The sequence below is a fragment of the Kitasatospora sp. NEAU-CNBT7 genome, from assembly GCF_057220535.1.
On the sequence record NZ_JBXQQB010000026.1, the window covers coordinates 83,909 to 106,096 of the forward strand.

The window sequence follows — 22,188 nt, forward strand, 5'->3', positions numbered from 1 at the left end:
GACCGTCATGGCTGAGCACAGGGTCCGGGTCACGCAGGACAGCGGCTCCCGCTGGCGCCGCCGCGCCGGGGAGTACGAGACGCTGGGCGAAGCCCTGGCCGCCGCGGAACCCGGTGACACGCTCACCCTGCGGCCCGGCACCTTCCGGGAGGCGGTCGTGCTCGACAAGGCGGTCACCCTGGTCGCCGCGGACGGGCCGGGCACCGTCCGGCTGGTGCCCGCCTCGGGCGTGCCGCTGACCGTGACGGCCGCCGCGGCCGTCCGCGGTGTGGTGGTCGAGGCGTCCGACACGGCGGCGCCCGCCGTCCTGGTCACCGGCGCGGCCGCGGAGGCGGAGCTGACCGGCTGCCGGGTGGAGGCCCGCTCGGCGGTCGGCGTCGAGGTCACCGCCGGGGCGGCGGCCACCCTGCGCGGCTGCACCGTCGCCAACCCGGCGGGCCTGGGCGTACGGCTGCGCGGCGAGGCCCGCGCCCGGCTGGAGGACTGCGAGCTCACCGACGCGGGCCAGGCCGGGCTGGCGGTGCTCGGCGGCTCCACCGCCCTGGTGGAGCGGACCAGGATCCACCACGCCTCCGGCGCCGCCCTGCTGCTCGCCGACCGCGGCTCGACGGCCGAGCTGACCGGCTGCGAGCTGTACGAGGTGCGCGGCAGCGGGGTGCAGGCGGAGTCCGGCGCGGTCGGCCGGCTGACCGACTGCACGGTCCACCGGGTCACCGGGAACGGCCTGACCCTGGACACCGACGCCGAACTCCGGCTCACCGGCTGCCGGTTGCACGACCTGCCGGAGAACGCCGCCGACCTGCGCGGCCGCTCGCGGCTCGGCCTGCACCGGTGCACCGTGCACTCGTTCGGCCGCGGCGCGTTGTCTGTCTGGGACTCCGGCACCCACGCGCAGGCCACCGGCACCGAGATCCACTCCGCCACCGGCGACTACCCCGCGCTGTGGGTGAGCGACGGCGCCCGGGTCGAGCTGTCGGACTGCACCCTGCGGGACCTGCCCGACGCGCTGTTCGTGCTCGACCGGGGTTCCACGGCGAGCGCCGAGAACTGCTCGTTCAGCTCGATCCGCAGCTCCGCGGTGTCGGTCAGCGGCGGCGCCACCGTGGAACTGACGGCCTGCCGGATCCAGCGGGCCGGCACCGGCCTGTGGTTCCGCGACCACAGCAGCGGCGGCCGGCTGACGGACTGCGAGATCGCCGACGTCTCGACCGGCGTGATCGTCACCAAGGGCGCCGATCCGGAGCTGCGCGGCTGCACGGTGCGCGGCAGCAGCGACGCCGGGGTGTACGTCTCCGCGCAGGGGCTCGGCAGCTTCGAGGAGTGCCGGGTCTCGCACGGCAAGGGCTTCGGCTTCCACATCATCGACGGCTGCCGCACCCGGCTGACCCGGTGCCGGGCCGAGCACAACGGCCGGGCGGGCTTCGAGTTCTCGGAGCCCGGGCCGGTCGTCGAGGCGTGCGTCTCCGACGACGTGGCGCCCCCGCCGCCGCTGGAGCTGCCCGCGCCCCGGGCGCTGGCGCCGGCGCCGCTGCCGTCGCTCGCCGCGCCCGCGGGGCCCGTCGCCGGGCTGCCGGTGCGGCTGCCGGCCGTCGCGGCGCTCCCGGGGTCCACCGTCCCGGCGCCCGCGCCGATCTCGCCGATCCCGGACTGCCGGCCGGCCGAGGAGGCGCTGGCGGAGCTGGACGCGCTGGTGGGGCTGGCCACCGTGAAGCAGGAGGTCCGCACCCTGGTCGACCTGATCTCGGTCGGCCGCCGCCGGGAGCGCGCCGGGCTGAAGGCGCCCTCGCCGCGCCGGCACCTGGTCTTCACCGGCGCCCCGGGCACCGGCAAGACCACGGTGGCCCGGCTGTACGGCGAGATCCTGGCCTCGCTCGGGGTGCTGCGGCGCGGCCACCTGGTCGAGGTGGCCCGGGTGGACCTGGTGGGCGAGCACATCGGGTCGACGGCGATCCGCACCCAGGCCGCGTTCGAACAGGCCAGGGGCGGGGTGCTGTTCATCGACGAGGCGTACGCGCTGGCGCCGCCGGACGGCGGCCGGGACTTCGGCCGGGAGGCGATCGACACCCTGGTGAAGCTGATGGAGGACCACCGGGACGAGGCGGTGGTGATCGTCGCCGGGTACACGGCCGAGATGGAGCGGTTCCTGGCCGCCAACCCCGGTCTGTCCTCGCGGTTCTCCCGCACCGTGACCTTCCCCGACTACAGCGCCGCCGAGCTGCTGGAGATCGCCCGCGCGCAGTGCGCCGAGCACGAGTACGAGCTGGCGGAGGCCACCGCGGGAGCGCTGCTGGACCACTTCGCCGGGATCGACCGCGGGCCCGGGTTCGGCAACGGCCGCACCGCCCGGCAGGTCTTCGAGACCATGGTGGAGCGCCACGCGATGCGGGTCGCGCAGCTGGCCGACCCGTCGACCGAGGAGTTGCAACTGCTGGTCCCCGCCGACCTTCCGGGCTGATCCCGGGGGTGCGCCGGCGTGGGAGGATGGGGGCGCAACGATGCGGAGGGGTGACCACGTGGCCGACAGCAGCAACCTGCTCGCCGAGCAGCGCCGGGCGATGATCCTGGACGAGGTGCGCCGGCGGGGCGGCGTCCGGGTCAACGAGCTGACCAGGCAGCTGAACGTCTCCGACATGACGATCCGCCGCGACCTGGACGCGCTGGCGCGGGCCGGGGTGATCGAGAAGGTGCACGGCGGCGCGGTGCCGACCGAGGCCGCCCGGACCCACGAGCCCGGTTTCGAGGCCAAGTCCGCGCTGGAGCTGTCCGCCAAGGAGGAGATCGCCCGGGCGGCGGCGCGGCTGGTGCTGCCGGGCAGCGCGATCGCCCTCTCCGGCGGCACCACCACCTACGCGCTGGCCCACCACCTCACCGAGATCGAGCAGTTGACGGTGGTGACCAACTCGGTGCGGGTGGCCGACGTGTTCGACCGGGCGCAGCACCAGCAGGGCCGCCAGCTGGCGACGGTGGTGCTGACCGGCGGGGTGCGGACGCCGTCGGACGCGCTGGTGGGTCCGGTGGCGGACCGGGCGATCCGATCGCTCCACTTCGACCTGCTGTTCCTGGGGACGCACGGGCTGTCCGCCCAGGCCGGGCTGTCGACGCCGAACCTGGCGGAGGCGGAGACCAACCGGACGTTCGTCGCCTCGGCCCGCCGGACGGTGCTGGTCGCGGACCACACCAAGTGGGGCACGATCGGACTGTCCAGCTTCGCCGAACTGGCCGAGGTGGACACCTGGGTGGCGGACGCGGGGCTGCCCGCGGACGCGGTGGAGGCGGCCAGGGAGCAGGTCAGGGAGCTGATCCTGGCCGGGCTGGAGCCGGCCGAGGACGAGGACGAGCAGGGTTCCTGAGCCCCGGGACGCCCGGACCCGGGGCGTCCCGGGCCGTCGGGCGTTCCGGGCCGTCAGGCGTTGCGGCCCGTCAGGCGCCCTGGGCCCGGCCGGGCCCGCCGGCCGCGTCGAGCGCCAGCCGGTAGTACTTCAACTCCTCGTCCTCGGCGACCAGTTCCATCCCGACGGCCAGCATGACCCGCTGCGAGGGCAGGTTGTCGTGGGTGGTGTCGCCGAGCAGCGCGGTGACGCCGTGGCTCCGGGCGAGGCCGAGCAGGGCGTGGACGGCCTCGCGGGCGTAGCCGTGGCCGCGGGCGGACTCGGCGAGGCCGTAGCCGATCGCGACGGCGCCGTCCTCGTCGGGGGCGCCGTGGAAGCCGATGCCGCCGATCGCCCGGCCGTCGGCCCGCAGCCGGATCTCGTAGCCGCCGAAGGGGTGCGGGTCGCCGACGGCGGCGCAGGCCCGGAGGAACATCCGGGCGCCGGCCTGCTCGCCCTCGGCGGGGTAGTCCGGCGCCCAGTTGGTGCCGGGGCCGGGCCGGCCGGCGGCGACCAGCTCGGCCTCCCCGGCGGTCAGCGGGTGGATGGCCAGCCGTTCGGTCAGAAGATCGTTCATAACAGGGATGGTTACCACACCGTCCGATCGGCTGTCAGCCGGTCCGGCGCCCGCCTTCGCCCCGCCCCTTCGCCCCTTCGTCCCGCCCCTCCGTCCCGTCAGGCCAGCCGGTCGGTGCGGCCGTTCAGGAAGCCCTCCATCAGCTCCAGGTAGGGGGCGATCTCGATGCCCTGCTCGGCCAGCCACGCGTCCGAGTAGTACTTGTCGAGGTAGCGGTCGCCCGGGTCGCAGATCAGCGTGACGACGCTGCCGGTCCGGCCGGCGGCCCGCATCTCGGCGACGATCCGCAGCGCGCTCCACAGCCCGGTGCCGGTGGAGGCGCCGGCCTTCTTGTCGATCGCCTTCTCCAGCATCCGCATCGCGGCGATCGACGCGGCGTCCGGCACCTTCATCATCCGGTCGACGGCGCCCGGCACGAAGCTGGGCTCCATCCGGGGCCGTCCGATCCCCTCGATCCGGGAACCGGTCGCGCAGGTGGCGTCGGGGTCGGACTTGGTCCAGCCGTCGAAGAAGCAGGAGCTCTCCGGGTCGGCGACGCAGATCCGGGTGTCGAACTGCTGGTAGTGCACGTAGCGGGCGATGGTGGCGGAGGTGCCGCCGGTGCCCGCGGTGGCGACGATCCAGGCGGGTTCGGGGTGGGGCTCCAGCCGGAGCTGGGCGAAGATCGACTCGGCGATGTTGTTGTTGCCGCGCCAGTCGGTGGCCCGCTCCGCGTAGGTGAACTGGTCCATGTAGTGCCCGCCGGTCTCCTCGGCCAGCCGGGCGGAGACCTCGTAGACCTCGGCGGGGCGGTCGACCAGGTGGCAGCGGCCGCCGTGGAACTCGATCAGTTCGATCTTGGCGCGGCTGGTGCTGCGGGCCATCACCGCGACGAACGGGACACCGATCAGCTTGGCGAAGTACGCCTCGGAGACGGCCGTCGAGCCGCTGGAGGCCTCGATCACCGGCTTGCCGGGCCGGATCCAGCCGTTGCACAGCCCGTACAGGAAGAGCGAGCGGGCCAGCCGGTGCTTGAGGCTGCCCGTGGGGTGGGTGGACTCGTCCTTGAGGTACAGGTCGATCCCCCACTCCTCGGGCAGCGGGAAGCGCAGCAGGTGGGTGTCGGCCGAGCGGTTGGCGTCGGCCTGGACCTTGCGCACCGCCTCCTTCAGCCACGCCCGGTAGTCGCTGTCGGACCGGTCCACGTCCGTGGTCTGGACAACCATCGCGCGCTCTCCCTCGCCTCTGCCGCCTCGTGCGCCACTCGGCCACTCCCACGTAGTGTAACCATCAACTACGATAAGTAACATTAAGGAGGGATCCAGCTTCCGCTTATCCCGGGCCCGGGGAGCACTACTCGGCCGCGACCGCGCGCAGCACGTCCAGCCGCGCCGCCCTGGCCGCCGGCCGCAGGCCCGCGACCGCCCCCGCGACCAGCCCGGCCAGCAGCACCACCGTCAGCTGCGCCGGCGGGACGGCGAACGCCCCGGTGCCGGCCGCGTCCGAGGCCCGGACCAGCGCCCAGCCGAGGAAGACCCCGAGGCCCAGCCCGCCGACCGTCCCGAACGCCGCCACCAGCACCGACTCCCAGCGCACCATCGCCCGCAGCCCGCCCCTGGTCTGGCCGACGGCGCGCAGCAGCCCGAGTTCCCTGGTCCGCTCGTGCACCGCAAGGCCCAGGGTGTTGGCGATGCCCAGCAGCGCGATCAGCACCGCCAGCGCGAGCAGCGCGTAGACCACCGAGAGCATGGTGTCGACCCCGGCGGCGTTGCTGGCCGCGTACTCGTCCCTGGTCTGCACCCGCGGGCCGCCGTAGCCGTCCGCCGTGTGCTGCACGGCCGCCCGGCCGTCGGCGAGCGGGACGCCGGGGCGCAGGGCGACCGCGACCAGTCCCGCACTGTCCTGGACCCGGTGCGGGGCCCACGCCTGCGGGGTCATCAGGTAGTCACCGGCCACCCCGCCGCCGTCGAACAGCGCCCGGACGGTGAAGCGTTCGGTGGCGTCCGCGAAGGCCACGTCCACGGTGGAGCCGACCTGCCAGCCGTGGCCGGCCGCCTCCGGCCGGGAGACCGCCAGCCCGTCGGCGCCGAGCGCGGCGAGCGAGCCGTCCACCCGGCCCAGCCGCACCACCTGTTCCAGCCGGGCCGGGTCCGCGATGTCCAGGCTCCGGCCGTGGCCGTCGATCCGGGCCACCCCGCGGCCCAGTGCGACCGCCTGCCGGACCTCGGGCAGCCGGGTCAACGCGTCGGCCAGCGCGGGGCTCACCCCGCTGCCGCCGGCCCCGAACGAGGGCGCGGTGACCGCCAGGTCGCCCGCGAAGGAGCGGTCGACCTGGCGGTCCAGGGTGGCCCGGACCGAGGCGCCGAACACGGTGAACAGGGTGACCACCGCGACCCCCACCATCAGCGCGGTGGCGGTGGCGGCCGTCCGGCGCGGGTTGCGGGCCGCGTTGCGGCGGGCCAGCACGCCGCTGACCCCGCGCAGCCGGGCCACCGGCGCGCCCAGCACCCGGACGGCGAGCGCCGCGGCCACCGGGCCCAGCACCACCAGGCCGGCCGGCGTGGCCACCGCCCCGGCGGCCGTCAGCGCCACCGACGGGCCGCGGACCGCGCCGAACACGGTCAGCGCGACGCCGGCGGCGGTGAGCGCGGCCCCGGCCGACGCGCGGACCCGGGCCCGGCGTCCGGCGGCGGCGTCGTCGACCGCGGTGTCGCGCAGGGCGGCCAGCGGCGCCGTCCGGGCGGCCCGGACGGCCGGCAGCAGGGCGGACAGGACGGTGACGGCGGTACCGGTCACCAGCGGCAGGGCGACGGCCGCCGCACCGATCACCAGCCCGCCGGTGGGCAGGGCGAAGCCGAGCGCCGAGAACAGCGCCTTCAGCCCGGTGGCGATGCCGACCCCGCCGAGCAGTCCGGCCGCCGAGGCCAGTGCGCCGACCGCGAGCGCCTCCCCCAGGGTGGCGCCGAGCACCTGCCGGCGGCTCGCGCCGAGCGCCCGCAGCAGGGCGTTCTCCCTGGTCCGCTGGGCGACCACGATGGCGAAGGTGTTGTGGATGGTGAAGGTCGCCACCAGCAGCGCGATCCCGGCGAAGACCAGCAGCAGGGTGGTGAACAGGGTCAGGAACCGGCCCGACACCTGCGCGGTGCTCTCCTGCGACGCGGCCCGGCCGGTGACCACCTCCACCCCGGCGGGCAGCACCGGGCGCAGCCGCTCGGCGAGCTGTTCCTGCGTCAGGCCGTCGGCCCGGAGCCGGATGGCGCTCGCCTGGCCGGTGCCCTTGGGTGTCAGGTAGCGCTGGGCGTCGGCCAGGGTCAGCGCGGTGAAGGTGCTCGGGCCCATGCCGTCGGCGTCGGCGCCGAAGGTGGCCAGGCCGACGACGGTGACCGTGACCGGGTCCGGGGTGCGCAGCACCGTGGTGTCGCCGATCCGCAGGCCGCCGGCCGCGGCGGCGCCCCGGTTGAGCACCGCCTCGCCGGGTGCGGCGGGGGCGCGGCCCTCGGCCAGCCGGTACGGGTTCAGCCCGGCGTCGGTGAGCCAGTTGCCCGCCAGGGTGGGCGGCCCCTGCCCGCCCACCGGGCGCCCGTCCTTGCCGACCAGCTGTCCGCTGCCCTGGACGGACGGCTCGGCGGCCGCCACGCCCGGGACCTGCCGCAGCCGGTCGGCGAGCGCCGCGTCGACGGGGGCGCGGACCCCGCCGGGGGTGTTGGGTGCGTCCAGGACGTCGGCGCTGCGCACCACCGCGTCGGTGCCGCGGTTGGCGTCGGCGAAGAGGGTGTCGAAGTTGGCGCGCAGGGTGTCGCCGAGCACCATGGTGCCGGCCAGGAAGGCGACGCCGAGCAGGACGGCGAGGAAGGTGCCGGCCAGCCGGCGGCGGTGGGCGCGCAGCGAACGCAGCGCGAGCCTGCGGGTGGCGTTCACCGGCCCGCTCCCGGGTGGCGGACCGGCGTCGGGCCGGCTCCGGTGGCCGGGTCCCGGTCCGGGGTGCGGTCCGGGGTGCGGTCCGGGGTGCGGGACCGGCCGGTGCCGCGGTCCAGGTCCTTCATCCGGTCGAGCACCCGGTCGGCGGTCGGGGCGTCCATGGTGTCGACCAGGCGGCCGTCCGCGAGGAACAGCACCCGGTCGGCGTACCCGGCGGCGACCGGGTCGTGGGTGACCATCACCACGGTGCGGCCCATGGCGTCGACGGCGCGGCGCAGCAGGGCGAGCACCTCGGCGCCGGACCGGGAGTCCAGGTTGCCGGTGGGCTCGTCGGCGAACACCACCTCCGGGCGGCCGGCCAGCGCCCGGGCGACGGCGACGCGCTGCTGCTGGCCGCCGGACAGCTCGCTCGGGCGGTGCCGCAGCCGGTCGCCGAGGCCGACCACCTCGATCAGCTCGGCCAGCCACGGCCCGTCGGGGGCGGCGCCGGCCAGGTCGAGCGGCAGGGTGATGTTCTCCAGCACGGTCAGGGTGGGGACCAGGTTGAAGGCCTGGAAGACGAAGCCGATCCGTTCGCGGCGCAGCAGGGTCAGGCGCCGGTCGTCCAGCGCGCCGAGCTCGGTGCCGCCGAGGTGGACCCGGCCCTCGGTGAGGGTGTCCAGCCCCGCGGCGCAGTGCATCAGGGTCGACTTGCCGGACCCGGAGGAGCCCATGATCGCGGTGAACCGGGCGGCCGGGAACTCCACCGTCACCCCGTCCAGCGCCCGCACCCGGGTGTCGGCGGAGCCGTACTCCTTGACGGCCCCGGTGACCCGGGCGGCGGGCGCGGCCGGGGGCGCCGTCGTGGTGGCGGCCGTGGTGGCGGCCGGAGGCGGTGTGGTCACTTGGCGCCGCCGCGGTGGTGCTCCGTCAGGACGGCGCGCCGGGCCCGGTACTCGTCGGCGTCGATCTCGCCGTCGGCGTAGCGGCGGCCGAGCGCGGCCAGCGGTCCGTCGCCGCAGCCGCGGCGCCACCCGGCGCGGCGGGCGAGGGTCACCACCACCACGACGACGGCCAGCCAGAACAGCGGGACCAGCAGGATCCACGGGCCGGGCCAGTGCCCGTCGGCATCGGCAAGCAGGGTGTACATCGGGTCCATCTCCCTCGTCGGCTCTCGCAACCGCCCGGGCTCCCCGGGCCCTTCGAGCCTCCCGCCGCGGCCCGCCCCCGCGCGTCGTCCCGGCAGCGGCTCCCGCGCTACTCCCCCGGGAGTACCCGGCCCGCCGGATCGCGCCGAACACCTGCACGACCTCGCTGGATAGGGTGGTTCGCAGACCGCCAGCCACCGGAGGACCGCATGGGCACTGCCAGGATCGCCGTCGTCACCAGCGAGGTGGGCGTCGCGTACGACGCCGACCTGCCGCTGATCGTGGACGCGCTGCGCGCCGACGGGGCGGCCGCGGAGGCGGTCCCGTGGGACGCCGACCCCGGGGTGTGGGAGCGGTTCGACCTGGCGGTCGTCCGGTCCACCTGGGACTACGCGGAGCGCCTCGAGGAGTTCCTGGCCTGGGCCGACGCGACGGCCCGGGTCACCCGGCTGTGGAACCCGGCGCCGGTGGTGCGCTGGAACAGCGACAAGCGCTACCTGCGGGACCTCGCCTCCCGCGGGGTGCCGGTCGTGGCGACCCGGTTCGCGGAGCCCGGGGACCCGCTCCACGAGGCGGAGTTCGACCGGCCCGACGGCGTGGTGGTCAAGCCCGCCGTCTCCGCCGGGGCCCGCGACACCGCCCGCTACGAGCCGGGCCGGTCGGCGGACGCCCTGCGGCACGCCCGGATGCTGCTCGACCAGGGCCGTACCGCGATGGTCCAGCCGTACCTGCCGCTGGTGGCGGAGGGCGAGCGGGCGCTGGTCTTCGTCGCGGGCGCGTTCAGCCACGCGATCCGCAAGGGGCCGGTGCTGACCGAGCCGAACACCATCGACAACGACCGCGTCGCGCACCCCGGCGTCACCGCGTACCGCCCGACCGAGGCCGAGCTCCGTACCGCCCGCGCCGCGCTCGCGGCCGTACCGGCCGCCGGCGGGCTGCTGTTCGCCCGGGTCGACCTGGCGCTCGGGGCGGACCGCGAACCCCTGGTCATGGAGCTGGAGCTGATCGAGCCGAACCTGTTCCTCCAGGCCGACCCGCAGGGCCTGCGACGGCTCGCCGACGCGGTCGCCGCCGAGAGCCGCCGGACGTCGGCGTAGCACGCACCCGCGGCTCCCCCGGCCGGGCGCCGCGCGCTGGTCCGACGCGACGTCGCAGACCCGGCCTAGCCCAACCAGCCCGGCCGGACCAGGCCCGACTCGTAGGCGAGCACCACGAGTTGGGCGCGGTCCCGGGCGCCGAGCTTGACCATCGCGCGGCTGACGTGGGTCTTGGCGGTGAGCGGGCTGACCACCAGGCGGCGGGCGATGTCCTCGTTGGACAGGCCGAGGCCGACCAGTGCCAGCACCTCGCGCTCCCGGTCGGTCAGGACGTCGAGCGCGGGGCCGGCCGGTTCCTTGGAGCGGGCCGCGAACTCGCCGATCAGGCGGCGGGTGACGCCCGGCGAGAGCAGCGCGTCACCCGCGACGGCGACCCGGACCGCGCGCAGCAGGTCGGCCGGTTCGGTGTCCTTGACCAGGAAGCCGGCGGCCCCGGCCCGCAGCGCCTCGAAGACGTACTCGTCGAGCTCGAAGGTGGTCAGCACGACGACCCGGACGCCGGCCAGCGCCGGGTCGAGGCCGATCCGGCGGGTGGCCTCCAGGCCGTCCAGCCGGGGCATCCGGATGTCCATCAGGACGACGTCCGGCCGCAGCTCGGCGGTGAGCCGGACGGCCTGGTCGCCGTCGTCCGCCTCGCCGACCACGGTCAGGTCCGGCTGCGCCTCCAGCAGTGCCCGGAACCCGGCCCGCACCAGCAGTTGGTCGTCCGCCAGCAGGACCCGGATCACGACGGCCCGCCCTCGGCCGGGTACGGCAGCCGGGCCTCCACCCGGAATCCGCCGCCGGGCGCCGGCCCGGCGGTGAGGGTGCCGCCGAGGGCGGAGGCCCGCTCGCCCATCCCGACCAGGCCGGTTCCGGAGCCGTCGGCCCCGCCGGAGCGGGGGCCCGCGGCGGCGCCGGCCGGGCCCGGGTCCTCGATCCGGACCCGCAGGCCGTCGGGGAGGCGGTCCACGGTGACCTCGGCGGTGCGGGCGGCGGAGTGCCGCAGGACGTTGGTGAGCGCCTCCTGGACGATCCGGAAGGCGGCGAGGCCGAGGCCGGCCGGGATCTCCGGCCCGGCGCCGGTGGTGTGCACCGCGACGGCGAGTCCGGCGGACCGGGCCTGGTCGGCGAGTTCGTCGAGCCGGTCCAGTCCCGGGGCCGGGCCGCGCGGGGCGGAGTCGGCCGGGCCGCGCAGGGTGCCGAGCACCTGCCGGACCTCGCCGAGCGCCTCCTTGCTGGCGGCCTTGATGGTGACCAGGGCGCTGTGCGCCTGTTCCGGCCGGGTGTCCATGAGTTCCAGCGCGACGCCCGCCTGGACGTGGATCAGCGAGATGCTGTGGGCCAGGATGTCGTGCAACTCGCGGGCCATCCGCAGCCGTTCCTCGTCGACCCGGCGGCGTTCGGCCTGCTCGGCGGCGGCCCGGACGGCGGCGATCCGCTCCCGCCGGAAGCGCAGGATCTCCGAGACCGCGAGGACCAGCAGCAGCCAGGCGGCGACGCCCAGTTCCTGCCAGCCGTTGGGGGCGCCGGCGGGCGCGCGCAGCAGACCGGCCGGAAGGCCGTGCCCGATCAGCAGGTGGGCGGTGTAGAAGACGGCCGCGCAGGCCCAGACCACCCGGCGGTGGCCGAGCTGCACGCCGACGCAGAAGGCCACCACCATGCTCAGGAACACCGGTCCGTACGGGTAGCCCGCGACGACGTAGACCAGGGTGACGGCCGTGGTGGCGACGGCCACCGCCGCCGGGCGCCTGCGCCGTTCGACCAGCAGGGCGGGCCCGAGCAGGAGCAGCAGGTAGCCGAAGGCGTCGAGCGGGACGCGGTCCGGCTGGTGCCGGCCGGCGGCGGCCGAGCCGGCCACCTGGACGACGGCCGCCAGCACCGCCAGCGCGACCGGCCGGCCGGCCTTGGCGGCGCGTACCCACGGGGGCTGCCAGGGCGGCGTCGGATCGGTCATGCGACGAGGCTAGCCGCGCCGGTGGCCGCCGGTCGTCAGCCCGACGGGGTGGGCGCGGCTACTCCCCACGTAGTACGCGCGCCGCACGGGCGCCGCACGGGCGCCCTGCGCGCGGCGGCTCAGCCCTTGAGCAGCGCGGCGACGTCGGCGACGTCCGCCGCGGGCGGCACCTCGACGGTTCCGGCGCCCAGGTCGGTGTAGGTGACCACGGTGGCGCCGCTGGGCTTGGTGGCGTCGGTCTCCTTCTGCCGGATCAGCACGCCCTTGGCGTCGACCCAGAAGTCGAAGGTGATCTCGCTGCCGTCCTTGACCAGGGTGGCGAGGGTCTTCGCCTTGGTGTCCGGGTCCAGGCCCGGCGCGGCGTCGGCCAGGGCGGTGGCGGTGACGGTGGAGCGGTAGTGGACCGACTCGATGCCGTTCAGCGTCTCGTGGCCCCGGGACGACGGCAGGCCGCTGTTGGCCGCGACCGTCAGGACGAGGGTGGGGTCGAGGGTGATCATCATCGGCGGGAGCGAGTCGAAGATGTCGCTGCCGGGGACCTTGGCGGCCTGGGCCTTGCGGTCGAAGCTCATGAAGGTCTTGTTGTCGAAGTGGGCCCGGTCGGCGGCGGGCACGTCGAGGTAGATCACGTCGGTGGCGTAGCGGAACTTCGGGGAGTCCGGGCCGTCGGTGCCGTCCAGTTGGAGGGCGGGCGACCCGTTCCAGACCATCGCGCCGGCGCCGCGCTGGACGTTGTCGAGCGCGGCCCGGCCGCCGGTGACGGTCAGCTTGGCGCTGCCGGCCTGCTTCATCACCGCCGCCGAGGCGAGCAGGGCCGCCTTCGGGTCGGCCTCGGTGGCCGACGGGGAGGCGCTGGACGCGGCGGCGGAGGACGCGGCCGGGGCCTTCCCGTCGGAGCCGCCGGTGCAGGCGGTGAGCGCGCCGGTCAGCAGGGCGCAGACGGCGAGGGCGGGCGCGGCGTTGAGGATGCGCAAGGGTCCTTCTCGATCTCTGGTACGAACTCCGGTACGAACGGTGTGCCCGCGCACTATAGCCCCGGACAGTCCCTCGCCGTCCGGCCGCCCCCGCGCCGCCCGACGGCCCGTCAGCCCAGTTCCGGGCCCTGCCCCGGGTCCGAGGTGATGGCCACCGCGGTCCCGCTGACCCGGATCCGCGGGTCGCCGGGGCGCAGCTCCACCCGCAGGACGCCGGGGCGTCCGAGGTCCGCGCCCTGGTGCAGGGTCAGCTCGCCGTCCTCGACGCCGTCGAGTTCGCGCAGGTACGCGCCGAAGGCGGCGGCCGCGGCACCGGTCGCCGGGTCCTCGACCACGCCGCCGACCGGGAACGGGTCGCGGACGTGGAAGACCCGCCGGGACTCCCGGTGGACGAGCTGCAGGGTGGTCAGGTCGAGCCGGGTCATCAGCGCGGCCAGCCGTTCGAAGTCGTACGCCAGGTCGGCCAGCCGGGCCCGGGTGCCGGCCGCGAGCACCAGGTGCCGGGCGCCGGCGTAGGCGATCCGCGGCGGCAGCTGCGGGTCGAGTTCGTCCTCGCGCCAGCCGAGCGCGGCGAGGGCCTCGGCGAGGTCGTCGGCGGCGACGGGGTGGACCTGCGGTTCGACACTGGTCAGGGTCGCCGACAGCAGTCCGTGCGGGCCCTGCTCGACCAGGACCGGGACGGGGCCGGCCTTGGTCTCGAACAGGAACTCCCCGACGCCGGTGCGCTCCCCCAGGGCGACCGCGGCGGCCACCGTGGCGTGCCCGCAGAACGGCACCTCCGCCTTGGGGCTGAAGTAGCGCACGGCGAAGCTGCGCCCGCCGGCGGCCGCGGGGGCGAGGAAGGCGGTCTCGGAGTAGCCGAGTTCGGCGGCGAGGGCCAGCCGGGTGGTGTCGTCGAGGCCGGTGTCGTCGAGCACCACACCGGCCGGGTTGCCCCCGTCGGGGTCGGCGGTGAAGGCGGCGTAGCGGAGCAGTTCGGCGGCGGGAGAGTCGGTCATGCCGGGGCGAACACCGCCCGCCGCGCCGCGATTCCCGCCGCCCGCGCCGGCCGGCGGGCCACGAGATGCGGGGGCCGGGGCGAGGTGCTGGGATGGCGGGTACGGCTCTGCCCGACGGCCGGGCCGCGGCGCCGAAGCGGCGTACCGAGCGGAACGGAGCTGCCCGATGAGCCTCCCGCCTTTCGAGGACACCACCGACTTCGCCAACGCGGACCGCGGCTTCGTCGCCGCCCTCACCCCGGGGGTGGTCACGGCCGCCGACGGGCGGGTGGTGTGGGACGACGGTGTCTTCGCGTTCCTGCGGGCCGAGTGTCCCGGCACGGTGCACCCGAGTCTGTGGCGGCAGGCGCAGTTGTGCTCGCGGCAGGGGCTGTTCCGGGTGACCGAGGGCGTGTACCAGGTCCGGGGGCTCGACCTGTCGAACATGACGCTGGTCGAGGGCGGCCGCGGGGTGATCGTGATCGACCCGCTGGTGTCGGCCGAGACGGCGGCGGCGGCGCTGGCGCTGTACCGGGAGTACCGGGGCGAGCGGCCGGTGACCGGTCTGATCTACACCCATTCGCACGCGGACCACTTCGGCGGCGCCCGCGGGGTGCTGCCGGGCCGCGAGGCGGAGGGGGTGCCGGTGATCGCCCCGGCGGGGTTCCTGGCGCACGCGGTCAGCGAGAACGTGTACGCAGGCAACGCGATGACCCGGCGCGCGGTGTACATGTACGGCGACCGGCTGCCCCGCGACCCGGAAGGCCTGGTCGGCGCGGGCCTGGGCAGTGCGGTGTCGACCGGCACCATCACGCTGATCCCGCCGACCGTGGACGTCACCGCGACCGGGCAGGAGGAGACGGTCGACGGGGTGCGGATCGTCTTCCAGCTCACCCCGGGCACCGAGGCGCCGGCCGAGATGAACTTCCTCTTCCCGGACCTGCGGGCGCTGTGCCTGGCGGAGAACGTCACCCACACCATGCACAACATCCAGACGCTGCGCGGCGCGGTGGTCCGCGACGCGCGGATGTGGTCGCGGTACGTCGACGAGGCGATCGACCTCTTCCACGGGGCGTACGACGTGGGGTTCGCCTCGCACCACTGGCCGACCTGGGGCCACGACAACGTGGTGGAGCTGCTGACCGGCCAGCGCGACCTGTACGCGTACCTGCACGACCAGACGCTGCGGCTGCTGAACGACGGTCTGACGGCGGCCGAGATCGCCGAGGAGCTGCGGCTGCCGCCCGCGCTGGAGCACGCCTGGCACGCCCGCGGGTACTACGGGTCGGTGAGCCACAACGTCAAGGCGATCTACCACCGTTACCTGGGCTGGTTCGAGGGCAATCCGGCCCGGCTGTGGGAGCATCCGCCGACCGAGCTCGCCCGGCGCTACGTCGAGCTGGCGGGCGGGCGCGAGCAGGCGCTGGCGAAGGCCCGCGGCTACGTGGCGGCGGGCGACCTGCGGTTCGCGGCGACCGTCCTGGACCACCTGGTGTTCGCCGACCCGGCCGACCCGGCGGCCCGGGAGGAGCTGGCGGGGGTGTACGACCGGCTGGGCCGCGGCGCGGAGAACGGCCCGTGGCGCAACTTCTACCTGACGGCGGCGCTGGAGCTGCGCACCGGGGCGGGCGGCCAGGTGGTCGACACCACCAACCCCGAGATGGCGATGGCGCTGACCACCGAGCAGCTGATCGACTCGGTCGCGATCCGGGTCGACGGGCCGGCCGCCTGGGACGAGGACCTCACCGTCGACCTGGTGATGGCCGAGGAGGGGCGCCGGCACCGGCTGACCCTGGTCCACGGCGTGCTGACGCACCGCGCCGTCCCGCTCGGCACCGAGCCGCGGACGCCGGCCGGGCTGACCCTCACGCTCGGCAAGGCGCAGCTGCTGGCGCTGCTCGGCGGCGGGAGCCCGGAGGGCGTCGGGTCCGAGGGGGACCCGGACCTGTTCCGGCGGCTGCTCTCGGTGACCACCGAGCCCGACCGGCTGTTCGCCGTCGTCACACCGTGACGGGCGGGCCCGGCGGCGGCCGGGCTCCCCGGCCCGGGCGGGGTCAGCGGCCGGCGGTGGCCTGCGGGTCGTCCAGGTAGGGCTCCCAGGCCAGTTCGGCGGCGCCGACCAGGCCCGCGTGGTGGACCTGGGCGGGGACGATCGGGACCCGGCCGCTGCGGCCCCACAGGCAGCGGTCGGCGACCACGGTGGCCAGCCGGTCGGGGGCGCCCGCGAGCAGGTCGAGGTGGAGTCCGCTGAGCACGATCCGGTCCGGGTTGAGGATGTTCACCAGGCCCGCCAGGCCGAGTCCGAGGCGGTCGACGACGTGCTCGACGGCGGCCCGGGCGGCCGGGTTCTGGGCCGCGGCCCGGGCCAGGTCGCGGGCCTGGGCGAGGACCGGCCGGGCCGGGTCGGCGGTGCGGCCGGCGGCGGCGAGCAGCGCCTCGGGGTCGGTCTCGGCGTTGAGGCAGCCGCGGTTGCCGCAGGCGCACGGGCGGCCCTGCGGATCGACGGTCAGGTGGCCGACCTCCAGGGCGAGTCCGGCGCTGCCGGTGTGCAGCCGGCCGTCGATCACCAGGGCGCCGCCGACACCGCGGTGGCCGGAGGTGACCAGCAGCAGGTGGCGGGAGTCGCGGCCGGCGCCGTGGCGGTGCTCGGCGAGGGCGGCGAGGTTGGCGTCGTTGGCGACGGCGCTGGGCAGGTCCGGCAGGGCGCGCGGGCCGAAGTCGGCCCGCGCGACCTCGGCGGCGAACAGGTCGGCGACCGGGGTGCCGCTGGGCCAGGCGAAGTGCAGGGCGGCCAGCGCGGTGCCGTCCGGTTCGGTGACGGGGTTGGGCAGGGCGAGCGCGACGCCCAGGCAGCGCCGGTGGGAGTCGGCGGCGAGCCGGGCGCCGGTCTCGGCGACGGCGCGCAGCAGCCGGACCGGGTCGGTGGCGGCGGGGAGCGGGAGGTGGACGGGGTCGACCAGGCAGCCGGCCAGTCCGGCGAGCGAGACGCTCACGCCGTCCGCGTGGAGCTGGGCGGCGACCACCACGGGTCCGTTCGGGTCGACGGCGAGCCGGTGCGAGGGGCGGCCGCGGCCGCCGCCCGCCGGCCGGGAGTCGACGGTGATCAGGCCGAGCGCCTCGAGTTCGGCGGTGACGGCGCCGGCGGTGGCGCGGGTCACCTCCAGGCCGCCGGTCAGGGCGGAGCGGGTGGGGGCCTGTCCGGTGTGGACCAGCCGCAGCGCGGGGCCGAGCAGGGTGCGGCCGCGGTCCGGGGCGGGGCGGCGGCGGGCCTCGTGGGCGGAGGTCGGGCTTGTCGGTGAGTGCTGCACTCCCCTATTCTGACTTTGTGCCGCCAATAAACAAAACCTCCGTCCCGTCCTCGCCCCTCACTCACCCGGTCGGCCGCACCGGCGACACCCCCGACACGGCCGCCGACCGCACCCCCGGAGCCGGCCGCACCCCGGCGCAGCCGCCGGCCTGGTCCGCCGCCCGGCTCGCGCTCACCGCCTTCTTCGCCGTCGACGGCTTCCTGTTCGCCGCCTGGGTGGTCCGGATCCCGGACGTCAGGGCCCAGGTCGCAGCCTCGCACAGCGCACTCGGCCTGGCCCTGCTGTGCGTGTCGGCCGGCGCGGTGGCCACCATGCCGCTGGTCGGCCGGCTCTGCGTCCGGTACGGCAGCAGGCCCGTCACCGTCGCCTCGCTCACCCTGCTCGCGCTGGCCGTCCCGCTGCCCGCGCACACCCACTCGGTCGCCTCGCTCGGCGCCGTCCTGCTGCTGTTCGGCGCGGGCTACGGCGCCGCCAACGTCGCGATGAACAGCGCCGCCGTCGACCTGGTCGCCCAGCTCCGACGGCCCGTCATGCCCAGCTTCCACGCCGGGTACAGCCTCGGCGGCCTGCTCGGCGCGGCGGTCGGCGGCCTGCTGGCCGGCGTCCTCACCACCGCCTGGGCGCTCGCCCTCGGCGGCCTGCTCGGCCTCGCGGTGACCGCCGCCGCCGGCGCCGTCCTGCTGCGCACCCCGGCCGCAGCGCCGCCCGTCCCGCCGGCCGGCCGGTCCGCCGCCGCACCGGCCGCCACCGGGCGGCGCGGACTGCCGCACGCCCGGCTGCTGGTGCTGCTGCTCGGCCTGACCGCCCTGTGCACCGCGTACGGCGAGGGCGCGCTCGCCGACTGGGCCACCCTCCACCTGACCGACGACGTGCACGCGAGCGCCGGGCTGGCGGCCGCCGGGTACGCCACGTACGCGCTGGCGATGACGGCGGGGCGGGTGAGCGGCACCTGGCTGTCGGTGCGGCTCGGGCAGCGCCGGCTGATGCTGGCGGGCGGGCTGACCGCGGGCGCCGGCATGCTGCTCGCCGCGCTGGTGCCGTCCGTCCCGGCGGCGCTCGGCGGGTTCGTCCTGGTCGGCCTGGGACTGGCCAACCTGTTCCCGCTGGCCATCGCCCAGGCCGGTGCGGCGGGCGGCCCGCGAGGGGTGGCGACCGCCTCCACCCTGGGGTACGCGGGCATGCTGATCGGCCCGCCGGTGATCGGCTTCCTGGCCGACGCCAGCAGCCTGCCGACCGCGCTGACCACGGTCGCGGCGGCCGCCGTGCTGGCCGGGGTACTGGCCCTGGCCGTCGGCGGCGGCCGGCGCGGCACGTCCCTCCCGGGCACCCCCGGTGGCGCCGGTGACACGCTCCGCGACACACCGGCAGCCTGACGGGCGGAACGCCCCGGCCCGGGGAGGATGGATTTCGCCCGGTCCCGGCAGCAGGTGGCTGCGACGGGCCCGTGTGCGAAGCGCACGCGGTGGCAGCGAAGGAGATGCGCGTACCCATGGCTACTGGCACGGTGAAGTGGTTCAACGCCGACAAGGGCTTCGGTTTCATCCAGCAGGACGACGGCGGCCCGGACGTGTTCGTCCACTTCTCGGCCATCCAGACCACCGGCTTCAAGTCGCTGGAGGAGGGCAACCGGGTGGAGTACGACGTCACCCAGGGCCCGAAGGGGCCGCAGGCCGAGCAGGTCGTCACCATCGACTGACCCCGCCCGCCCCACGGCGGCGTCCCGTCCCGCGACCGCGCGGGGCGGGACGCCGCCGTTCCCGGGCCGTTCCCGGGCCGGCCCGCCGACGTGGCAGGATGCGGCCGAGGAGCACGGACAGGACGGACGGGGCAGATGGCGATCCAGGTACTGCGGGCACACGACCGGGCGGCCAGCCCCTGGCTGAACGGCGGCGGCGTCACCCGGGAGGTGGCCGGCTTCCCGGCCGGCGCCGCGCTGGCCGACTTCGCCTGGCGGGTGAGCCTCGCCGACGTCGCGCAGGGCGGCCCGTTCTCCCGCTTCGACGGCGTCGACCGGGTGATCACCGTTGTCGAGGGCGACGGCATGGCCCTGACCGTCGACGGCGCCGAACACCGGCTGGCCGCAACGTTCGAGCCGTTCGCCTTCCCCGGCGACGCCGCCACCGACTGCCGGCTGCTCGGCGGCCCGGTCGTCGACTTCAACGTGATGACCCGCCGCGGGCACGCCACCGCCCAGGTCGAGGTCACCGCCGAGGGGCGAGCCCTGCGGGTCCCGTCCGGGGCGGACCTGCTGCTGGTCTGCCTGGCCGGCGAAGCCCGGCTGGACCCGGACGGCACGGAGCCGGGCGGCGCGGAGCCGGACGGCGGGGAGCCGGGCAGCGGGGAGCCGGGCAGCGGGGAGCCGGGCGGCGTGCGGCTCGGCCGCTTCGACGCGGCGCTGCTGCCGGGCGGCGCCGGCGCCCTGCTGCGGGTCGACGGCACGGCCGCGCTGGTCACACTGACCCCGCCCGCGGCGGGCTGAGGCACCCGCACCCGCCGGGCGGCGGGACGCGGCGGGGCGGCCGGCCCGCGACGGGATCCGGCCGAGGACGAGATCGGGCCGGACGGCGGTGCACCGCGCCGGCCGCAGGAGGGGCGGTAGCGGTGCGGGTCCTGGTCACCGGGGCGTACGGGTTCGTCGGCACGGCCGTGGTGCGGCAGCTCGCCGCGGCCGGGCACGAGGTGTGGGCCTTCGGGCGGCGCGCCCAGGCACCGCCCGGGCTGCCCGTCGCCCGCAGCCTGCAGGGCGACATCCGCGACCGCGCGGCCCTGGCACCGGCCGTCGCCGGGGTCGACGGCGTCTGCCACCTCGCGGCGCTGACCCGCGGCCGCGAGTCGGTGGTCCGTCCCGAGGCGCACTGGGAGGTCAACCACGGCGGGATGGCCGCCCTGCTGGACGCGCTGGCCGGCCGCCCCGACCCGGTCCGGCTGGTCTTCGGGTCGACCGCGGCCGTGTACGGCGCGCCCGAGCGGCAGCCGATCACCGAGTCGACCCCGCCGGCGCCCGGCAACCCGTACGGCGCCTCCAAGCTCGCCGCCGAACAGCTGCTGCACGCCCGCGCCGCCGAGGGCGCCGTCCGGGCCGTGGTGCTGCGCTGCTTCAACGCGGCCGGCACCGGGGACGTCGACGAGGCCCGGATCATCCCCAAGGCGCTCGCCGTCGCCGCCGGCCACCACCCCCACCTGGAGCTCAACGGCGACGGCACCGTGGTCCGCGACTTCGTCCACGTCGACGACGTGGCCCGGGCCTACCTGCTGGCCCTCACCACGCCGGCGGCCGCGGGCCGCACCTACAACGTCGGCTCGACGCCCGCCGCCATGCTGGACATCATCGCCGCGGTGGAGCGGATCACCGGCCGCCCGGTGCCGGTGATCCACCGTCCGGCCCAGCCCGAGGCACCGCGGCTGGTCTCCGACACCGCCCTGATCCGGCGTGAACTCGGCTGGCACCCGGACCGCTCCGACCTGGACCGGCTGATCGCCGACGCCTGGCGTTCCGTACCCTGACCGGTGACGGGCCATCAGGTCGGGGATGCCGGTGGCCGTGACCCCAGGAGGACCAGTGCCCGAGCCCACCGGAAACCTGTACGACGCCGTCGGCGGGACCGCCGCGCTGCGGCGGCTCAGCAACACCTTCTACGGCCTGGTGCTGGCCGACCCGCTGCTCGCCCCGGTCTTCGCCGACTTCACCCCGACCCACATCGAGCACGTCGCGGTCTGGCTCGCCGAGGTCTTCGGCGGGCCCGACCGGTTCACCGCCGGCCTCGGCGGCCACCAGGCGCTGCTGCGCGCCCACCTCGGGCTCGCCATCACCGAGGAGCAGCGGCTCCGCTGGATGGAGCTGATGGCGGCCGCCGTGGAGCGGGAGCTCCCCGACGACGGCCTGCTGCGCCGGCGCGTCCTGGAGTACTTCGACTGGGGTACCCGGATCGCCCGCGAGGTCTCCGCCGAGCCGGTCGGGCAGGACCTCGGCGACCCCGGGCCCACCCCGCGCTGGGGCTGGGACGGCCTGCAGAAGTAGCGCCCGGAAGGCGGCCCGGCCCGGTGGCCGGGTCCGCCCGGTGGGCCCGGCTCCGCTCGGTGGCCCGGCTCGGCCTAGTGGCCCGGCTCCGCCTCCGGGATGTGCAGGTCCCAGCCGACCAGGGCGCGCAGCTGCTCGGCGGTGACCCCCTCAGGGAGCGGGCGGGGCGCGTCGTGGCGGATCGGCGGCTGCCAGCCCTCGGCGGGCGTCCAGGACCGGACCACCTTCGCCGGGGCGCCCGCCACCACGCTGTGGTCGGGGATCTCGCCCATCACCACCGCGTTGGCCGCGACCACCACGTTGCGGCCGATCCGGGCGCCCGGCAGGATCACGGCGCCGGTGCCGATCCAGGAGCCGGCGCCGATCTCCACCGGCTCGTTGCGCGGCCACTGCTTGCCGATCGGCAGCTCGGTGTCCCGGTACTCGTGCGCCTGGTCGGTGATGTAGACACCCGGGCCGGTCCACACGTTGTCGCCGAGGACGATCGACTGGTGGCCGACCAGGTGGCTGCCGCGGCCTATCACGCAGCCGCCGCCGATCCGCACGATCGGTTCCGGCCCGAGGTCCAACCCGGGCAGGAACCCGGCCGAGATGGTGACCCGCTCCCCGATGATGCAGAACGGCCCGATCGCGATCGACTGCTCGTTGAAGACCGTGCCGAGCGGGAACGCCAGTTTGCTGCCGTCACCGAGCTCCCCGAACCGGTACGGCCCCGGGTTGCGGTTGGAGACCGCCCCGGCCTCCTGCACCCAGCGCCACCCGCGGTGCACCAGCCGCCCGGCGGCGCGGCGGCCTCGGGAGCGGGCAGCGGTCAGGAGCGTACGGGTGATCGGCATGCCGCTACCGTATCGGCCGGCGGCCCGGCACCGGCCTGGCGAGGGATCAACATCACATCCGCCGGATGGCAGA

At 76.2% G+C, this 22,188-nt stretch carries 20 protein-coding genes; 9 read left to right on the forward strand and 11 right to left on the reverse strand.

From position 1 onward, the window contains the following. Positions 1-7 precede the first annotated feature (7 nt). Both AC2TEW_RS28020 and AC2TEW_RS28025 read left to right on the forward strand, forming a co-directional pair. Positions 8-2,455 (forward strand): right-handed parallel beta-helix repeat-containing protein, encoded by a 2,448-nt coding sequence (locus tag AC2TEW_RS28020; protein ID WP_484626144.1) that lies wholly within the window; start codon positions 8-10, stop codon positions 2,453-2,455. A 40-nt stretch (positions 2,456-2,495) separates the two neighbouring features. Continuing rightward, entirely contained in the window at positions 2,496-3,350 is an 855-nt protein-coding gene (locus tag AC2TEW_RS28025) for a DeoR/GlpR family DNA-binding transcription regulator (protein ID WP_082526679.1), read from the forward strand. 70 nt (positions 3,351-3,420) lie between these two features. On the opposite strand, the gene AC2TEW_RS28030 is transcribed toward AC2TEW_RS28025, so the two are convergent. From AC2TEW_RS28030 to AC2TEW_RS28050, 5 genes are all read right to left on the reverse strand, one after another. Next, on the reverse strand, positions 3,421-3,945 hold the full coding sequence (locus AC2TEW_RS28030) for a GNAT family N-acetyltransferase (protein WP_484626145.1): 525 nt from the start codon (positions 3,943-3,945) through the stop codon (positions 3,421-3,423). A gap of 98 nt (positions 3,946-4,043) precedes the next feature. Continuing rightward, complete coding sequence (locus AC2TEW_RS28035; RefSeq protein WP_484626146.1) at positions 4,044-5,150, reverse strand: PLP-dependent cysteine synthase family protein; 1,107 nt, start codon at positions 5,148-5,150, stop codon at positions 4,044-4,046. 127 nt (positions 5,151-5,277) lie between these two features. Then, positions 5,278-7,842 carry an ABC transporter permease gene (locus tag AC2TEW_RS28040; protein ID WP_484626147.1) on the reverse strand — a complete coding sequence of 855 codons (2,565 nt, stop codon included), beginning with the start codon at positions 7,840-7,842 and terminating at the stop codon, positions 5,278-5,280. Further along, complete coding sequence (locus tag AC2TEW_RS28045; protein ID WP_484626148.1) at positions 7,839-8,726, reverse strand: ABC transporter ATP-binding protein; 888 nt, start codon at positions 8,724-8,726, stop codon at positions 7,839-7,841. The genes AC2TEW_RS28040 and AC2TEW_RS28045 overlap by 4 nt, the downstream gene beginning before the upstream one ends. Beyond that, on the reverse strand, positions 8,723-8,971 hold the full coding sequence (locus tag AC2TEW_RS28050) for an SHOCT domain-containing protein (RefSeq protein WP_033818416.1): 249 nt from the start codon (positions 8,969-8,971) through the stop codon (positions 8,723-8,725). The genes AC2TEW_RS28045 and AC2TEW_RS28050 overlap by 4 nt, the downstream gene beginning before the upstream one ends. A gap of 207 nt (positions 8,972-9,178) precedes the next feature. On the opposite strand from AC2TEW_RS28050, the gene AC2TEW_RS28055 reads away from it, so the two are divergent. Then, the gene (locus AC2TEW_RS28055; RefSeq protein ID WP_484626149.1) at positions 9,179-10,066 is read left to right on the forward strand and encodes an ATP-grasp domain-containing protein; all 888 of its coding nucleotides are present in this window, start codon (positions 9,179-9,181) and stop codon (positions 10,064-10,066) included. Between the two features lie 65 nt (positions 10,067-10,131). On the opposite strand, the gene AC2TEW_RS28060 is transcribed toward AC2TEW_RS28055, so the two are convergent. The 4 genes from AC2TEW_RS28060 to AC2TEW_RS28075 all read right to left on the reverse strand — a co-directional run bounded on the left by AC2TEW_RS28060 (position 10,132) and on the right by AC2TEW_RS28075 (position 13,974). Beyond that, entirely contained in the window at positions 10,132-10,794 is a 663-nt protein-coding gene (locus tag AC2TEW_RS28060; RefSeq protein WP_484626150.1) for a response regulator, read from the reverse strand. Continuing rightward, positions 10,791-12,002, reverse strand: a complete 1,212-nt coding sequence (locus tag AC2TEW_RS28065; RefSeq protein ID WP_484626151.1) for a sensor histidine kinase — start codon at positions 12,000-12,002, stop codon at positions 10,791-10,793. Before AC2TEW_RS28065 ends, AC2TEW_RS28060 begins: the two co-directional genes overlap by 4 nt. A 119-nt stretch (positions 12,003-12,121) precedes the next feature. Continuing rightward, complete coding sequence (locus AC2TEW_RS28070; RefSeq protein WP_484626152.1) at positions 12,122-12,976, reverse strand: SCO4651 family lipoprotein; 855 nt, start codon at positions 12,974-12,976, stop codon at positions 12,122-12,124. A gap of 110 nt (positions 12,977-13,086) precedes the next feature. Further along, positions 13,087-13,974 carry a PhzF family phenazine biosynthesis protein gene (locus AC2TEW_RS28075; protein WP_484626153.1) on the reverse strand — a complete coding sequence of 296 codons (888 nt, stop codon included), beginning with the start codon at positions 13,972-13,974 and terminating at the stop codon, positions 13,087-13,089. A 166-nt stretch (positions 13,975-14,140) separates the two neighbouring features. Here AC2TEW_RS28075 and AC2TEW_RS28080 point away from each other — a divergent pair, with 166 nt between their 5' ends. Further along, complete coding sequence (locus AC2TEW_RS28080) at positions 14,141-15,964, forward strand: alkyl/aryl-sulfatase (RefSeq protein WP_484626154.1); 1,824 nt, start codon at positions 14,141-14,143, stop codon at positions 15,962-15,964. A gap of 43 nt (positions 15,965-16,007) precedes the next feature. Here the strand turns inward: AC2TEW_RS28080 and AC2TEW_RS28085 are convergent, their stop codons facing one another. Next, complete coding sequence (locus AC2TEW_RS28085) at positions 16,008-17,261, reverse strand: ROK family protein (RefSeq protein WP_484626155.1); 1,254 nt, start codon at positions 17,259-17,261, stop codon at positions 16,008-16,010. A 17-nt stretch (positions 17,262-17,278) separates the two neighbouring features. On the opposite strand from AC2TEW_RS28085, the gene AC2TEW_RS28090 reads away from it, so the two are divergent. From AC2TEW_RS28090 to AC2TEW_RS28110, 5 genes are all read left to right on the forward strand, one after another. Then, positions 17,279-18,634 (forward strand): MFS transporter, encoded by a 1,356-nt coding sequence (locus AC2TEW_RS28090; protein WP_484626156.1) that lies wholly within the window; start codon positions 17,279-17,281, stop codon positions 18,632-18,634. A gap of 116 nt (positions 18,635-18,750) precedes the next feature. Then, positions 18,751-18,957, forward strand: a complete 207-nt coding sequence (locus AC2TEW_RS28095; RefSeq protein ID WP_484626157.1) for a cold-shock protein — start codon at positions 18,751-18,753, stop codon at positions 18,955-18,957. 135 nt (positions 18,958-19,092) lie between these two features. Further along, entirely contained in the window at positions 19,093-19,740 is a 648-nt protein-coding gene (locus AC2TEW_RS28100) for a HutD/Ves family protein (protein WP_484626158.1), read from the forward strand. Positions 19,741-19,862: 122 nt separating this feature from the next. Next, positions 19,863-20,765 (forward strand): NAD-dependent epimerase/dehydratase family protein, encoded by a 903-nt coding sequence (locus tag AC2TEW_RS28105; RefSeq protein WP_484626159.1) that lies wholly within the window; start codon positions 19,863-19,865, stop codon positions 20,763-20,765. Between the two features lie 55 nt (positions 20,766-20,820). Continuing rightward, the gene (locus AC2TEW_RS28110; RefSeq protein ID WP_484626160.1) at positions 20,821-21,279 is read left to right on the forward strand and encodes a group II truncated hemoglobin; all 459 of its coding nucleotides are present in this window, start codon (positions 20,821-20,823) and stop codon (positions 21,277-21,279) included. Positions 21,280-21,353: 74 nt separating this feature from the next. On the opposite strand, the gene AC2TEW_RS28115 is transcribed toward AC2TEW_RS28110, so the two are convergent. Next, positions 21,354-22,115, reverse strand: a complete 762-nt coding sequence (locus AC2TEW_RS28115) for an acyltransferase (protein WP_033818411.1) — start codon at positions 22,113-22,115, stop codon at positions 21,354-21,356. Between the last annotated feature and the right edge of the window lie 73 nt (positions 22,116-22,188).

What these genes read in the sequence shown, in the direction of transcription:
- AC2TEW_RS28020 (WP_484626144.1), top strand. Translation starts at nt 8, where the DNA reads ATGGCTGAGCACAGGGTCCGGGTCACGCAGGACAGCGGCTCCCGCTGG.
- AC2TEW_RS28025 (WP_082526679.1), top strand. Translation starts at nt 2,496, where the DNA reads ATGCGGAGGGGTGACCACGTGGCCGACAGCAGCAACCTGCTCGCCGAG.
- AC2TEW_RS28030 (WP_484626145.1), bottom strand. Translation starts at nt 3,945, where the DNA reads ATGAACGATCTTCTGACCGAACGGCTGGCCATCCACCCGCTGACCGCC.
- AC2TEW_RS28035 (WP_484626146.1), bottom strand. Translation starts at nt 5,150, where the DNA reads ATGGTTGTCCAGACCACGGACGTGGACCGGTCCGACAGCGACTACCGG.
- AC2TEW_RS28050 (WP_033818416.1), bottom strand. Translation starts at nt 8,971, where the DNA reads ATGTACACCCTGCTTGCCGATGCCGACGGGCACTGGCCCGGCCCGTGG.
- AC2TEW_RS28055 (WP_484626149.1), top strand. Translation starts at nt 9,179, where the DNA reads ATGGGCACTGCCAGGATCGCCGTCGTCACCAGCGAGGTGGGCGTCGCG.
- AC2TEW_RS28065 (WP_484626151.1), bottom strand. Translation starts at nt 12,002, where the DNA reads ATGACCGATCCGACGCCGCCCTGGCAGCCCCCGTGGGTACGCGCCGCC.
- AC2TEW_RS28075 (WP_484626153.1), bottom strand. Translation starts at nt 13,974, where the DNA reads ATGACCGACTCTCCCGCCGCCGAACTGCTCCGCTACGCCGCCTTCACC.
- AC2TEW_RS28080 (WP_484626154.1), top strand. Translation starts at nt 14,141, where the DNA reads ATGAGCCTCCCGCCTTTCGAGGACACCACCGACTTCGCCAACGCGGAC.
- AC2TEW_RS28095 (WP_484626157.1), top strand. Translation starts at nt 18,751, where the DNA reads ATGGCTACTGGCACGGTGAAGTGGTTCAACGCCGACAAGGGCTTCGGT.
- AC2TEW_RS28100 (WP_484626158.1), top strand. Translation starts at nt 19,093, where the DNA reads ATGGCGATCCAGGTACTGCGGGCACACGACCGGGCGGCCAGCCCCTGG.
- AC2TEW_RS28115 (WP_033818411.1), bottom strand. Translation starts at nt 22,115, where the DNA reads ATGCCGATCACCCGTACGCTCCTGACCGCTGCCCGCTCCCGAGGCCGC.